The organism is Sulfurovum sp., assembly GCF_041551015.1.
Classification (GTDB): Bacteria; Campylobacterota; Campylobacteria; order Campylobacterales; family Sulfurovaceae; genus Sulfurovum.
On the sequence record NZ_JBFENQ010000040.1, the window covers coordinates 1 to 12,892 of the forward strand.

Annotated in this window: 16 protein-coding genes; 3 read left to right on the forward strand and 13 right to left on the reverse strand. The window is 37.9% G+C overall.

Going from position 1 to position 12,892, the window contains the following annotated elements; genetic code table 11:
* The 4 genes from ABZC96_RS04040 to ABZC96_RS04055 all read right to left on the reverse strand — a co-directional run bounded on the left by ABZC96_RS04040 (nt 1) and on the right by ABZC96_RS04055 (nt 2,322).
* The gene (locus tag ABZC96_RS04040; RefSeq protein ID WP_373029264.1) at nt 1-267 is read right to left on the reverse strand and encodes a hypothetical protein; all 267 of its coding nucleotides are present in this window, start codon (nt 265-267) and stop codon (nt 1-3) included.
* A 14-nt stretch (nt 268-281) separates the two neighbouring features.
* Entirely contained in the window at nt 282-683 is a 402-nt protein-coding gene (locus ABZC96_RS04045; RefSeq protein ID WP_373029266.1) for an arsenate reductase ArsC, read from the reverse strand.
* Between the two features lie 91 nt (nt 684-774).
* Nucleotides 775-2,013, reverse strand: coding sequence for a glycosyltransferase (locus ABZC96_RS04050; protein ID WP_373029267.1), 1,239 nt, complete (start codon nt 2,011-2,013; stop codon nt 775-777).
* Nucleotides 2,014-2,322, reverse strand: coding sequence for an ArsR/SmtB family transcription factor (locus tag ABZC96_RS04055; protein WP_373029268.1), 309 nt, complete (start codon nt 2,320-2,322; stop codon nt 2,014-2,016).
* Nucleotides 2,323-2,436: 114 nt separating this feature from the next.
* On the opposite strand from ABZC96_RS04055, the gene ABZC96_RS04060 reads away from it, so the two are divergent.
* Nucleotides 2,437-3,522 carry an SO_0444 family Cu/Zn efflux transporter gene (locus ABZC96_RS04060; protein ID WP_373029269.1) on the forward strand — a complete coding sequence of 362 codons (1,086 nt, stop codon included), beginning with the start codon at nt 2,437-2,439 and terminating at the stop codon, nt 3,520-3,522.
* 18 nt (nt 3,523-3,540) lie between these two features.
* Here the strand turns inward: ABZC96_RS04060 and ABZC96_RS04065 are convergent, their stop codons facing one another.
* The 8 genes from ABZC96_RS04065 to ABZC96_RS04100 all read right to left on the reverse strand — a co-directional run bounded on the left by ABZC96_RS04065 (nt 3,541) and on the right by ABZC96_RS04100 (nt 9,880).
* Nucleotides 3,541-3,726: a hypothetical protein gene (locus tag ABZC96_RS04065; RefSeq protein WP_373029271.1), complete on the reverse strand. Its 186-nt coding sequence runs from the start codon at nt 3,724-3,726 to the stop codon at nt 3,541-3,543.
* A 1-nt stretch (nt 3,727) separates the two neighbouring features.
* Nucleotides 3,728-4,528, reverse strand: coding sequence for a metal ABC transporter permease (locus tag ABZC96_RS04070; RefSeq protein WP_373029272.1), 801 nt, complete (start codon nt 4,526-4,528; stop codon nt 3,728-3,730).
* Nucleotides 4,525-5,313 (reverse strand): metal ABC transporter ATP-binding protein, encoded by a 789-nt coding sequence (locus tag ABZC96_RS04075; protein ID WP_373029274.1) that lies wholly within the window; start codon nt 5,311-5,313, stop codon nt 4,525-4,527. Before ABZC96_RS04075 ends, ABZC96_RS04070 begins: the two co-directional genes overlap by 4 nt.
* 1 nt (nt 5,314) lies before the next feature.
* On the reverse strand, nt 5,315-6,187 hold the full coding sequence (locus tag ABZC96_RS04080; RefSeq protein ID WP_373029276.1) for a metal ABC transporter solute-binding protein, Zn/Mn family: 873 nt from the start codon (nt 6,185-6,187) through the stop codon (nt 5,315-5,317).
* 150 nt (nt 6,188-6,337) lie between these two features.
* Nucleotides 6,338-6,880 carry a YSC84-related protein gene (locus ABZC96_RS04085; protein WP_373029278.1) on the reverse strand — a complete coding sequence of 181 codons (543 nt, stop codon included), beginning with the start codon at nt 6,878-6,880 and terminating at the stop codon, nt 6,338-6,340.
* 78 nt (nt 6,881-6,958) lie between these two features.
* Complete coding sequence (locus tag ABZC96_RS04090) at nt 6,959-8,026, reverse strand: dipeptide epimerase (protein ID WP_373029279.1); 1,068 nt, start codon at nt 8,024-8,026, stop codon at nt 6,959-6,961.
* Nucleotides 8,026-8,631 (reverse strand): hypothetical protein, encoded by a 606-nt coding sequence (locus tag ABZC96_RS04095; RefSeq protein WP_373029280.1) that lies wholly within the window; start codon nt 8,629-8,631, stop codon nt 8,026-8,028. Before ABZC96_RS04095 ends, ABZC96_RS04090 begins: the two co-directional genes overlap by 1 nt.
* Before the next feature lie 85 nt (nt 8,632-8,716).
* The gene (locus ABZC96_RS04100) at nt 8,717-9,880 is read right to left on the reverse strand and encodes a DUF819 domain-containing protein (RefSeq protein WP_373029281.1); all 1,164 of its coding nucleotides are present in this window, start codon (nt 9,878-9,880) and stop codon (nt 8,717-8,719) included.
* Nucleotides 9,881-10,025: 145 nt separating this feature from the next.
* On the opposite strand from ABZC96_RS04100, the gene ABZC96_RS04105 reads away from it, so the two are divergent.
* Nucleotides 10,026-10,676, forward strand: a complete 651-nt coding sequence (locus tag ABZC96_RS04105; protein ID WP_373029283.1) for an Hsp20/alpha crystallin family protein — start codon at nt 10,026-10,028, stop codon at nt 10,674-10,676.
* Nucleotides 10,677-10,683: 7 nt separating this feature from the next.
* Here the strand turns inward: ABZC96_RS04105 and ABZC96_RS04110 are convergent, their stop codons facing one another.
* Nucleotides 10,684-11,463, reverse strand: coding sequence for a patatin-like phospholipase family protein (locus ABZC96_RS04110; protein WP_373029284.1), 780 nt, complete (start codon nt 11,461-11,463; stop codon nt 10,684-10,686).
* A 227-nt stretch (nt 11,464-11,690) separates the two neighbouring features.
* Here ABZC96_RS04110 and ABZC96_RS04115 point away from each other — a divergent pair.
* Nucleotides 11,691-12,892: phosphatidylserine/phosphatidylglycerophosphate/cardiolipin synthase family protein (locus ABZC96_RS04115; RefSeq protein ID WP_373029286.1), on the forward strand; the 1,202-nt coding region annotated here is incomplete at its 3' end.

The window sequence follows — 12,892 nt, forward strand, 5'->3', positions numbered from 1 at the left end:
CTAACAGCATGGGTCGTTCAGTACTTTTGATTTAGCAAGGGCTGCTTCGATCTCTTCTTTACTGACATCACCTGAAAGATCAAGTGCGACATCACCATCTTTCCCACTGACTTGCATGTTGGTGATCTTCTTTTTTGTGTCATCACTCATACATTCACATTGTCCTGTTGCACAGTTCTCTACCATTTTTAAGATATTTTGTTTTTCTACTGCACCAGTGAAATTTATTTTAATACCTTGGTTTGTTTTACTTACATTTTTTTCCATATCATTCTCCTTGTTTATGCTAATGCTTCTTTTACTTTAGGTAGTAAAATCTCTTTTATCTCTTTGAATGTCTCTTCAAAAGCTTCAAATGCTTTCCCATCGGGATCTTCAAATCCTACATGTATGGTCTTCACAGGTTTTGGAAACATAGGGCAGGTCTCTTGTGCATGACCACATACAGTGACAACTAGATCATAATCGTTATCTATTACAGTATCAAGTGTCTTAGAGTGATATTCGTCTCTCCAGATGCCTGCTTGTTCTAACACTTTTTTAGCATTAGGATTTACTCTTCCTGACGCTTTGACACCTGAACTATCTGCATCAATGCCTTTAATTTCAGCGTTTATGAGTGCTTCAGCTATGATACTTCGGCAGCTGTTTCCTGTACAGAGTATGAGAACTTTTTTATTCATATCGGTTTCCCTATTTTATTGATAAATGGATTGTAGCATAAAGATGATTATATATCAATATATCTTGATATATAATCATCTCATGATTTGATCACTCACTATTACTGTCACGAGCATTTTTTGCTGCGATCCATTGTGACATGTATTTAGTGCTTGTCATAGAATGATGTTTAAGCATAGCACCGATAAAGTTGTTTAGGCGATGCTGGACTAAGTTTTTTTCTGTTTGAATTATTTTACTTATGAGCTTAGGGCCAAGTTGACGACTGTCATATAGTGCATCGAGTAGAGGCAGAGCATTTTTTTGTGCAGCAAGCCACGCTTCTTCATCGTTATAGAGTGTCACAGCCGCTTCTACAAATTCAGTGATGTCATCTGTAATTACACCAGGCCAAGGTTCTTGATCGTGCATGCCTTCACTACCTATAGATGTTGTAATACTTGGTGTCTGCATGGTCATAGCATCCAATAATTTACCTTTAATACCGGCACCAAATCGTAGGGGAGCTAGACAAATACGGGATTTTTCCATCACAGTCAAGGCATTATCAGCCCATCCTTTGATGAAAAAACCTGTTTTGGGGTTATGTAGGGCAGTGGCTTTTGGCGGTGGGTAAGAGCCATAAATATGTAACTGTACTTCAGGGATTCTCTTTCTGATCAACGGCCAGATCTTTTGCAGATATAAAACCGCATCCCAATTTGGAGCATGTCGAAAATTACCGATTGTCATAAAATGTTTTCGATCAGAAAAAGGGAGTGTCTTGTTTGGGCACTTTTCCAAATCAACCATAAATGGTAAATGGTGTAGTAAAGAATCATCTACCTTAAAGGTATTGACCAATAACTCCATCTCATAGCTTGAGATGATCAAAGAGATATCAGATCGTAAAATGGCAGCTATTTCACGTTTTGCTAACTCACTAAATAGATCTTCCTTTGTAAGCTCGCGATCAGCTTTATGGGATTGATGACGTGCATGACGTAAACATTGTAGATCTTCAGTGTCCAGTATTTTAAGTGCATTGGGGCAATTCTTTTCGACTCTCCATCCAAATTGCTCTTCCATCATGAAACGGTCAAACATCACTATGTCTGGTTGGTATTCTGTAATATACGTATCAAAACTGTCGCAATTGAGTGTAATGTTTTTACTTGATATACCCTCAGAGGCTAGATCGATCATATGCTCTGTAGGTTGAGAAGGTGTTGCAAATTCGACTTGCCAGTTTTGTTGTTTGTAGAGGCGTAAGATAGACATCATGTGACTGCCGGCAGCAGATGAATTTGGTTCAGGCCACACGTAGCCAATCACTAATATTTTTTTCATCTAAAGTGAACAACGTTTTTCTAATGTAGGTAGCTCCATCTCCAAATAGCTTATCTCTGTGAGTACATTTTGGCGAAATGCATCAAGAGGTGAGCGTATGGAGTAGTATGCCCAGCGGCCTTTTCTTTCTACTCTTAAGAAACCTGCGTCTTTGAGGATCTTGAGGTGGCGTGAGATGCGTGACTGTATCATGCCAAAGGCACTTTCTATGTCGCAGACACAAACAGCACCATTTTTGTCTATAAATCTTAATAGTCTTAGTCTAGTTTCATCGTTGAGTGCGCCAACGGTTTGTATAAAATTTTCCATGTGTGAAGTGTAGCGTAATTTCTGCTATGTATCAAGATATATTGATGTAGGGTATTTTTCAGTTTTAATTTATATGAATGTCGTTATATATGTATAATAATTTCAAGGATAACTATGGAATACATAACTCATTTTCTCACTATACTGATAGATCTCAGTAATGCAATGGCTCCCTACATACTTTTTGGTTTAATTTTTGCCGGGATATTACATGAGTTTGTACCCGATACCTTGGTGACAAAGCATTTAGGAAAGGACAATATATTTTCCGTGATCAAAGCCACACTTTTTGGCGTACCTTTACCTGTGTGTTCGTGTGGAGTCATCCCCTTGGCGACAAGTATCAAAAAAAGTGGAGCCAGTAAAGGTGCAACACTTTCATTTCTTATCTCTACACCCATTACAGGAGTGGATTCTATTTTGGCTACCTATGGGATTTTTGGATGGATATTTACCATATATCGTGTGATTAGTTCTATGGTTATCGCAATGGTAGCAGGTATTTTGGCAAACCTTTTTGATAAAGAAGAGGTTGTTGCTGTCAAAACTGGGTTTTCAGCAGTGAAAGTTTCAAATACCTTTTCTCCTGTTATGTCTACTCCTAAGAAAGAAGAATCTAGTTGTTGCAGTACAGCCTCTTCATGTTGTGCTGCAGAAGAAAAAAAAAGCTTTTGGCTTACAAGTGCATTACGATATGCTTTTGTGACACTTTTAGGTGACATTGCCAAACCTCTTGTGTGGGGGTTATTGATAGGAGCATTGATCACTGTGGCTATCCCTCAGAGCATCAGTGAGATTCTTACAGAGTACTCGTGGTTTTCATATATTATCGTTATAGCTATCGCAGTACCGATGTATGTGTGTGCTACGGCTTCTTTGCCTATCGCTGCAGGGTTAATGCTTTCAGGAGTAAGTGCTGGTGCAGCCTTTGTTTTTCTTTCTGCAGGTCCAGCGACTAATACAGTGACCATAGGTGTTGTTAAGAAAATGCTTGGAACACGTTCTCTTGCTATTTACTTGGGGAGTATCGTTGTAGGAAGTATAGTGTTTGGATTGGGATTGGATTATCTGTTTTCAGCTTCAGATATTAATCCTGCATCTTTAATTGATATGGAGGAAGAGGCAGGAGTGGTTGCGATAGCGAGTTCTGTAATTTTGTGGGTGCTAGTGGGGTATTTACTGCTTAGACGAAAAGCCTAAGTAAGTAAAATAAAGAGTTTAAAGTCTGATATCTGTACCTAATGTAACGCTTCCATGGACACCAGTTTCACTGTCTGCATGTACTTCAGAAGCAGCTATACCATCACCTGAAGAAACTATACCCCCTATACCTACACCAATTCTAGGTGTACAAGCAGTTACCCCCAGAATAAACAAAAGAGACAAACCAATCATTTTCATCATATTATTTTCCTTTATGAATGAGTAAAAAAACACCCAGAGAAACAGCGGATACGATAATAATAGAAGCCCCAGAAGTTAGATCATAAGTATACGAGAACCATAAACCCACTAGTGTAAAGAGTGTGGCGATGGCTCCTGAGAGGAACATCATAGAAAAAAGAGAGTTTGAAAGCTTTTCTGCAATGTAGACAGGAATGGTAAGCATAGCTATGACCAAGATGAGTCCCACAACTTTAATAGCGATGACTACAGTAAGCGCTGAGAGTATGAGTATGAGTGTGTAGAAAAATTTGACGTTTACATCACGTAGACCAGCGTATTCACTGTCATAAGAGACAGCTAAGATGTCTCTGTACCAGAATGTTACTACAACAAGTATAAGTGCCAGTAAAGCCCCCATAAAATATAAGTCTTCAGAGCTTACTGCCAAGATGGAACCAAAAAGGTAACTCATGAGATCAACATTGTATCCTGGTGTAAGGTCAACAAGAATCACACCGATCGCCATACCAACTGCCCAGATGAGACCTATGAAAGTATCCATGCGGTGGCGTTTTTTCATGGTGAGACCCGCTATAAGCAAGGCAGCACCTACTGCAAAGAAGGATGCACCTAGAAAGATCGGTAGTCCAAGGTATACAGCGAGACCTATACCACCATAAGAGGTATGTGCAATCCCTCCTGCTAAAAAGACCATGCGATTTACCACAATAAGCGATCCGATGATTCCAGCAGCAAAACTGACAAGAAAACCGGCTAAAAGTGCATGCTGCATAAATTCAAACTGGAGAGCCTCTATCATTTTTTGATCCTCCATTTTGGTACAGTCTCTGGCTCACATGTATCACAACTCTCCGCACCGAGCATCTGTAAGAGTTCGATCTCACAGAAGTGTTCCTTATCCCCATGGGTATGGAAGGTTTGTTTTTTATCTGAAATATCGTGATAGGAAAGGGTTTTGTTTATATGCGCTGCTTTATTTGCATATTCTAAGATGACAGAGATGTCATGACTGACTACAATGATAGTAATGCTTTCATTGAGTTGCTTGATCAGCTCATAGATCTCTTTTTGTCCTGTAATGTCTATACTTGATGTGGGTTCATCAAGTATGAGTATTTTTGGATGGGCACAGAGTGCACGTGCTATCATCACCCTTTGGCGTTGTCCCCCTGAGAGTGCACCTATCTTGGTTTGGGCAAAGTCTTCCATACCTACTTGTGCTAAGGCACCCATCGCACAAAATATTTCATCTTTACCATAACCAAATAGTGGTCTTTTAGTTCCAACATGCCCCATCATTACGACTTCAATGACCTTTATAGGGAAGTCAGTGTTGACATTGGTATTTTGTGGAACATAGCCTATGTGAGTAAGACTCTTAGAAGGTACTTTACCTAATACCGAAATAGAACCTTTTTGGGGTTTGATTATACCTAGTATGAGTTTGAGAAGTGTAGACTTACCCCCGCCATTGGGACCAATGATGGCTAAGAAGTCTTTCTCTTCAACACTTAGATTAATGTTTTCTAAGATCATCTGCTTGTCATAAGCAAAAGAAATATTTTTGATATCTATGACAGACATGCTAGTTTTTACCTGCTATCGCTTTGGCAATGTTTATAAGATTCTCAGACCAGTCAGCAGCCAAGGGGCTTACCTTCACTACAGGTATATCTAACTCTTTAGCAATGATCTTGGCTACTGTATCTGAAAACTCCGGCTGTGTAAAGATGGCCTTGACTTTTTCCTCTTTTGCTTCTGTGAGTAAATGTATGAGTTCTTTAGGCTTAGGTTCTTTACCTTCTACCTCTACAGCTATTTGCTCCAGATTATAGGCTTTGGCAAAGTAACCCCAAGAAGGGTGAAACACCATAAATCTTCGTTCATCTTCTATTGAAGAAAGGATATGTATTATCTGTCTGTCTGTTTCATCTATAGAAGCTAAAAATATATCAAGGTTTCTTTTATAGTAGCTTGCATTGAGCGGATCTATTTTTTTCAAGGCGTTATAAATATTTTTAGTAATGATCTTCACATTTGAAGGTGCGGTCCAGATGTGCGGGTCTTCACCTTCATGTTTATGTTCATCATGTTCACTATGATGTTCATCCTCTGCCTCACATTCATGCTTCTCTTGCATCTGCATTTTTGTAACGTTGTCTGCAAGATCGATGACTTGCATTTTAGGATTCAGACTTTGAAATTTAGGTAGCCAAACATCTTCAAACTCCACATCTATGGCAAAGTAAAGATCTGCTTTTGCTATGTCGATCATCTGAGAAGGTTTTGGTTCATACGTGTGTGGTGAGTTACCAGGCTGTACCATAAGCGATACATTTACTTTCTCACCACCGATGGCTTTAACGAATGTTTGTTCGGGTAAGATACTGACCACAGCATTGATATTAGAAAATATATAGCTAGTTAATAGTAAGAATATAAGTGTAATTTTTTTCATGCAGATATTATAGCAAAATAGTATTATGGAGGTAATTAGTTTATATAGTTGTATTAGTAAGTATCACTTATTTACATTAAGTAGAGCGGAGTTCAGCAATAAATACCTTGCAGGTATTTATTGCTACTGTGGTTTTTAGGCTTGAATATATTAATTTAACGAAGTGTCTTTCCAGTATTTTGTGCCTTTAACTGTTGCTTGAAGCGCTAATCCAGATTCTGTTAACTGATAAATTGTTATATTGTCGACAGTGATCTCACCACCAAGCGCAGCCCCTTTGTCACTGGCTTTAGCTGCAGCATCAGCTTGAGCTCCAAAAGCCCAACCATGATCTACAAAACGTTTCATGGTGTTAGCATTATGGAATACGAACACTACACGGAAGTCTTTAACACCAGCGCCGAAACCGAGACCCACTTCACCCATTTTCATATATGTCTGTTTACCCGTTAAATTATTTTTGACTACACCATATCCTCCACCGAGACTGGCAAGAATGATATTGATATTGACATTACTGAATACAGCATAACCAGGGGCTCTGGCAATTTGAGATCTAACGTCTGGTTTTACTCTGTAGAGATCTGAAAGCACTTCATTTTTCATGGTGAGAATGGATTGGCGCTTTTGGGATGTAGTTTTATGACCAGGAGTAACACATCCGCCAATACTTAATGCTAATATTATGTACATTACTGCCGATATTTTCTTCATGTCTTCTCTCCATGTTTAATTGTAAACTTTTGGTTATTATTTAATAATATCATTTATCTAATAAAATACACCTAACCCTATATCTTCTGAAAGCCTGATCTCACTCTCATTAAAAACTATAGAGGTATTTACAGGATGTGAAGCCAGTAGACTTACAGCATCAAGGTCAAGCATGGTAATGATATCCGCTTTGGCAGAGGCTACATGCACGCCAGCAGCTACAGAGATAGGTCCTTCGAGCATACAGCCAATCATACATTTAACACCAAATTCAGCAGATAGATCGGCAAGCTGTAAGGCTTGGGTGATACCGGCTGTTTTGGCCAGTTTTATATTGACATAGTCTATGGCCTGCATCTCAAGCAGTCTTCTTGCATCTTTTACGGAAAAGATTGATTCATCTGCTAGGAGGGGAGTCTGGACTCTCTCTTTAATGTAACGAAGTCCTTCTATATCATCTGCAGCGACTGGTTGTTCTATGAACTCAGCTATGATATCTTGTTTTTCCAAAGCATGTAGGAGTGTTACACTCTCTTGTGCTGTCCAGCCTTGGTTGGCATCGAGTCTTAGTGTTATGTTGTCATCTAGTGCATCATGTATGGCGATGATGCGTTCAATATCTTTTTGAGGATTGTCTCCTATCTTTATCTTCAGTGTGTCATAGCCAAGATTAACAGCATCAAGACTATCTGATATCATTTTTTCAATTTCACCCATACTGATGGTAATGTCAGTTTTGAAGGTTTTATGTGTACCACCAAGCATCTTGTAGAGAGGTTGTTTGACAGACTTGGCTTTCAAGTCATAGAGTGCTATCTCGAGAGCAGATTTGGCTGTGGTATTTTTGAGTATAGTAGAATGTATATTATTTAATATAATATCAAAGTCTTCTATATCAAGGCCTATAATGTAAGGCTTGATATGCTCGATAGCAGCGATCATAGAACCCATTGTTTCCCCTGTAATGACAGGAGTAGGGGCACCTTCTCCATAACCTATGGAGCCATCAGCACACTCCACGATAACTACAAGATCTTCAAGCGCATCTACACGGCGTAAAGAGGTGATGAAAGGGTTTTTAAGCGGGGCTTTTAAAATACTTATTCGTATATTGGTTATTTTCATTATACAATACCCAATATTCCCAGAAGCCATGGTAACACACCTAGTGCACCTGTTCCTACTCTTTCCTTCTCGTGTACTTCTACAGAGATAAATATATCAATTTGCTTGATTCGTTCAATTATTTCAGATCTTGCTTCAGCTTTAACGGCTTGCATCATATGTAGATCTTCAAATTGTTCTTCAAGCTTTTCTTTATACTCGACAGCTTTGTCTCTCTCTATATAGATTTGTTTTACATCATCACTCTTTTCAATGAAAGGATTATACTTGTCGATGATGCTTTCATCTAAGGATTCAATTTTCTTCTCATGTAAAATAATGGCATCTTTTGCAGCAGGTATATCGATTTTTTTAAGCATATCTATCTTTGCATGTATTTCATTAAGTGTGATATTTATACTCTTTAATGAAGTTTTTCCATCTATCTTTTTCTTATTGAGTTCAGCAATTTCAAGTTCATACTCTTTCATGAGAGGATCATAATATGATCTAAGATAAGCAAGTGATATAGCAAAATATATGATAGCCAAGGCTCCCAAAGCCAAGGTAAGCCATTTAGCAACAAATATGACTGAGAGTAAGAACTCTTCTTTTACTTTTTGCATCTGATATCTACCCCCTTAAATCATTTAATTGTACATTATATAGCAGTTATTATAACAAATATACTTTGTAGTTTATAGCTTCTGTTCATCCGCCTATCATCTCTAAGACTTTACCCACCATAAGTCCACCAAATGTCCCTAGGATGTATCCCATCATAGCCATAAGTACACCTATTGGAATGAGTGCTTTTGAGTAAGCTGATGCCAAGATAGGAGCAGAAGCAACACCACCTATGTTAGCTAATGAAGCTACACCTAAAGAGAAGAGGTCCAGTTTAAAGAGTTTAGCAAAGAAAATCATGATACATACATGAATAGCAATGATGACAAAGCCTGCTGCGATATAAAGAGGTGCTTCTGTCAGTTCAGAAAAGTTAGCCCGTGAGGCAATGAGAGCTACTATAAGATAGAGCATGATATTTGCAAGTTGGGAACCGCCCGATAACTTTGCCAAGGGTGTCATAGCAAAGAGTATTCCTGCGAGTGTTGCTATGATGACTATCCATGTGGTAGTGGTTAAAAATGATGTAGTAGGAAGGTAGAGTGCACCATTCTGTGCTAAAGCTGATACTATCAGAGCAGATCCGAGTAAGAAGAAGAGGGAAGGAAAACCAATGGGTTTTTTATGATCTTCTTTGAGTGCTAGTCTTTCACCTACTTCATCTATGACTGAAGTGTCAGCTTTACTCCATAGGTTGAATTTTTTGGCAAAAGGTACAAGAGCTAAGAGTATCATAACCCAGATGGCGTAATCAATGGAGTCAATGAGTAGCGTGTATCCCATAGCAGAATCTGGTAAGTCCAAGGCACCCTGTATTGCGACCATATTTGCTGTTCCACCCATCCATGAACCTGAAAGTGCTGCAAAGGGTTTCCATGCATCTGGCTCAAAATAAGTATGAAAAAGGGCAAAAGTACCTATGAAACCTATGGCAATACTTACAGAAGCAAGCAAGAAAGTCAGCAACATTTTCTTGCCAAGTTTAAATATTTCTCTCATATCTGCAGAGAGTAACATGAGGAATATCATAGCAGGGAGGAGATTAGATTTCAGCAATATGTAGGATGCTGTGACTGACTCGCTTTTTTGCCACAGTCCAAAAGTAGAAAGAAGCATAACAACAAAATAGATGATAACGATAGAGGGGAGATACTCAAATAATTTTGCTTGTGTTCTTTTTTCTAAAGCGACAATAGATGCTGCTGTCATGGCTAGTACCGCTACATACATAAACCCATTTTCTATCATCTTTGTCCTTAATATTATAAAATATTTTATCTCTTATATAGAGTATTATAGCGTATGTGTAGCGATAATAAAGAGGATTGTTAAAAAACGATTAACCTATATTTTTTATAATTTTTTCATAAATATTAAGTATAAGGAGCACAACATGTTCAGTAAAAAAATATCACATTTTGTTTTGCCTTTTATAGTAATGAGCTCACTTCAGGCAAACGATCCTTTCTTTGATGATCCGTTTGGAGATGATATATTTAAAGAGATGTATCAGATGCAAAAAGATATGGATAAAGTTTTTGAGCGCATGCAAGAGCGTATGGAGCAACGTACAAAACTATGGAATTACCCGACCAGACAGAATTTAATCCCAAATAACCGTATGGTAAGACAAAGTGTATTGGAAGATAAAGGCACTTATTATGAGTACAATACCCAAATACTTGAAGGCAAAAATAATCAGATTGATATTTCTATAAAGGATGGAATTTTACATTTCAAAGCAACGATAGATACTGTAAAAAAGACAGACAAGCCAAATATGAAAATGCAGCAGCATTATGTAAGTATGGTACAACGCAGTGAGACATTGCCTCAAGATGCAGATCCAGGCAGTTTAAAGAGTGAATATAAAAATGGTGTGCTTGTTTTAACATTACAGAAAAAAAAGAGTCTTAAACACCCTGTAGTGAAAGAAAAGGAAAAACAGGTACCTATAGAAGTAAAGAAAGCACCCAAACAAGAAGAAAAAAAGGAGAACAATACAACAAAAGTAAGGGTACCTCATACAAGTTCACATGTTTAAAAGTGAACTAGAGTAACCCCACACCTAAAGAACGTATCTCTTCATGTTTGTGAAATTGATAGGTCTTATAATCTTTTGTGAAGGGCTGTATGAGGTAGATATGCTTGTTAGAATTAGACAAGTTTGTTTTGGTTTGATTGTAAATAAGTAGTCGAATAGACTTCTCAAACATCTCTAAGACATTTGCAGTTTTAAAAAAGTTATTTGGCATGGTTTTTTCAAAAGCATTCTCTCCCAGTACATCAACTGCAAGAATGTCATCAAAACTAGCTTCATTGACCCCGAGGTTTTCACAAAGAAAACCATCACCATAAGTTTCATTTTCAATGATATGTTCTTCAAAGATACCCGGTATCGCCATGGTACATAGTACAGCATCCTTGATGTAAACATCATCAGAGGCATCAAATACTTTTTTGTGACCGTTAAGTAGGTTTGTTGCGATGAGTTTGAGGGGAATGATGGTATCATTCATCTTTTTATTATGAAAAATACCATCAAAAATTTTAGCTACTTTTTCATTGTCTACCACAGCATTGCCAGAAAAAGAGAACTTGATCCAGTTAGAGATACCGGCAAAACTTTTGATATGTTCATAGATTTTTTCTTCTGTTAATCCTATAGCCAAACAGGCACCAATAATTCCTCCCATACTTGTACCGACTATTTCGCTAGGTATTAATTGTTCTTTTTCAAGATCATGTAACACACCCAAATGAGCGATACCCAAAGCACCACCACCTGAGAGAACCAGTGTAAAATTTTTGTTTTGTAGATTCTTTATCATAAAAGTATTATAACGTAAGTCATTTCCTATGATGGGTGTAATTTATCGTTTATCATTATGTTATAATCAATCAATTAAAGTACTAAATAGAGGAGTTTCCCATCGACGTCACACCTTTACAGTTTATTAGCACTTATTTTTTAGTTGTACTTGCTGGCATACTTGTCTTCTCTGCACTAAGCCATATCCTTTATCAAAAACGATCTCCTACCAGTATGATCTCATGGATGTTGTCTATTTTCTTTTTACCCTATGTTGTTGTCCCACTCTATTTTCTTATAGGTACACGAAAGCGTGAAGCAAAATATAAAAAAGAGTATGTGAAATTTGATCATGTGTGTGAACATGTTCCTTATGAATTAGATGACCCACAGCATGCTTTTCAAAATCTTTTACAAAAAAACGGTATGCCACCTGCAACAAAAGGAAATACTTTTGAACTGATAACAAATGATACAGAGGCCTATGAACGAATGCTCAAAGAGATTGATCATGCAAAACAAAATATCGATATCTGTACTTATGTTTTCCAATTTGATAAAACGACTAAAACGATCTTAGATGCATTAACCAAGAAAGCCAAAGAGGGGATTAAAGTACGATTACTTATGGATCTTGTCGGGTCTTTAGGTGCAAGCTTTAACCAAAAAGGTTTTAGTGCATTGAGAGAGGCGGGAGGAGAAGTGGCATTCTTTACTCCTATTTTGAAAAGACCGTTTCAAAACTATATCAATCTCAGAAATCATCGTAAAATTTACCTCTTTGACCAAACAACACTGCTCAGTGGTGGTATGAACCTCAGTAATGAATATATGGGAGAGTCAGATGGCAGTAAGCGATGGGAAGATCTTCTTTACTGTTTGAATGGACCTTCAGTCTATCACTTTTATCATATTTTCCAAAATGACTGGGTCTATGCGACAAAAGAAGAGGAAAAGATCGATTTGAAGAGAGAAGAATCGTGTGAGGGGGAGAGCAGAGTCCAAGTGGTGCCCTCTGGTCCAGATATACCAAGTGATGCACTTTATGAGGCACTTCTAAATGCCATCTATAATGCAAAAGAACGTATTTGGATCGTGACTCCTTATTTTGTACCAGATGAAAATATGATACAGGCACTGGTTATTGCATATCACAAAGGGGTTGATGTTAAGTTGATCACGCCTAAAAATTCCGACCATCTTCTTGCCGATCTGGGGAGAAGTCCCTATATGCGTGAACTTGATGAAATAGGCGCCGATGTGGTCTTGTATGAAGGAGAAATGCTCCATGCCAAAGCCATACTCTTTGATGATCTTGGCGGTATGGTAGGATCGGTAAACTTTGATAACCGCAGTCTTTTCCTAAATTATGAAGTAGTCACATTTGTCTACTCTCCAGAATTTATAGAGAGTATTGAAGCATGGATGAATGGATTGATACTCAATTC

Bases quoted from the DNA above. Each gene is read 5' to 3' on its own strand.
- ABZC96_RS04070 (WP_373029272.1), bottom strand. From the start codon at position 4,528: ATGATAGAGGCTCTCCAGTTTGAATTTATGCAGCATGCACTTTTAGCC.
- ABZC96_RS04065 (WP_373029271.1), bottom strand. From the start codon at position 3,726: ATGATGAAAATGATTGGTTTGTCTCTTTTGTTTATTCTGGGGGTAACT.
- ABZC96_RS04080 (WP_373029276.1), bottom strand. From the start codon at position 6,187: ATGAAAAAAATTACACTTATATTCTTACTATTAACTAGCTATATATTT.
- ABZC96_RS04100 (WP_373029281.1), bottom strand. From the start codon at position 9,880: ATGATAGAAAATGGGTTTATGTATGTAGCGGTACTAGCCATGACAGCA.
- ABZC96_RS04110 (WP_373029284.1), bottom strand. From the start codon at position 11,463: ATGATAAAGAATCTACAAAACAAAAATTTTACACTGGTTCTCTCAGGT.
- ABZC96_RS04105 (WP_373029283.1), top strand. From the start codon at position 10,026: ATGTTCAGTAAAAAAATATCACATTTTGTTTTGCCTTTTATAGTAATG.
- ABZC96_RS04040 (WP_373029264.1), bottom strand. From the start codon at position 267: ATGGAAAAAAATGTAAGTAAAACAAACCAAGGTATTAAAATAAATTTC.
- ABZC96_RS04075 (WP_373029274.1), bottom strand. From the start codon at position 5,313: ATGTCTGTCATAGATATCAAAAATATTTCTTTTGCTTATGACAAGCAG.
- ABZC96_RS04090 (WP_373029279.1), bottom strand. From the start codon at position 8,026: ATGAAAATAACCAATATACGAATAAGTATTTTAAAAGCCCCGCTTAAA.
- ABZC96_RS04095 (WP_373029280.1), bottom strand. From the start codon at position 8,631: ATGCAAAAAGTAAAAGAAGAGTTCTTACTCTCAGTCATATTTGTTGCT.
- ABZC96_RS04060 (WP_373029269.1), top strand. From the start codon at position 2,437: ATGGAATACATAACTCATTTTCTCACTATACTGATAGATCTCAGTAAT.
- ABZC96_RS04045 (WP_373029266.1), bottom strand. From the start codon at position 683: ATGAATAAAAAAGTTCTCATACTCTGTACAGGAAACAGCTGCCGAAGT.
- ABZC96_RS04050 (WP_373029267.1), bottom strand. From the start codon at position 2,013: ATGAAAAAAATATTAGTGATTGGCTACGTGTGGCCTGAACCAAATTCA.
- ABZC96_RS04085 (WP_373029278.1), bottom strand. From the start codon at position 6,880: ATGTACATAATATTAGCATTAAGTATTGGCGGATGTGTTACTCCTGGT.
- ABZC96_RS04055 (WP_373029268.1), bottom strand. From the start codon at position 2,322: ATGGAAAATTTTATACAAACCGTTGGCGCACTCAACGATGAAACTAGA.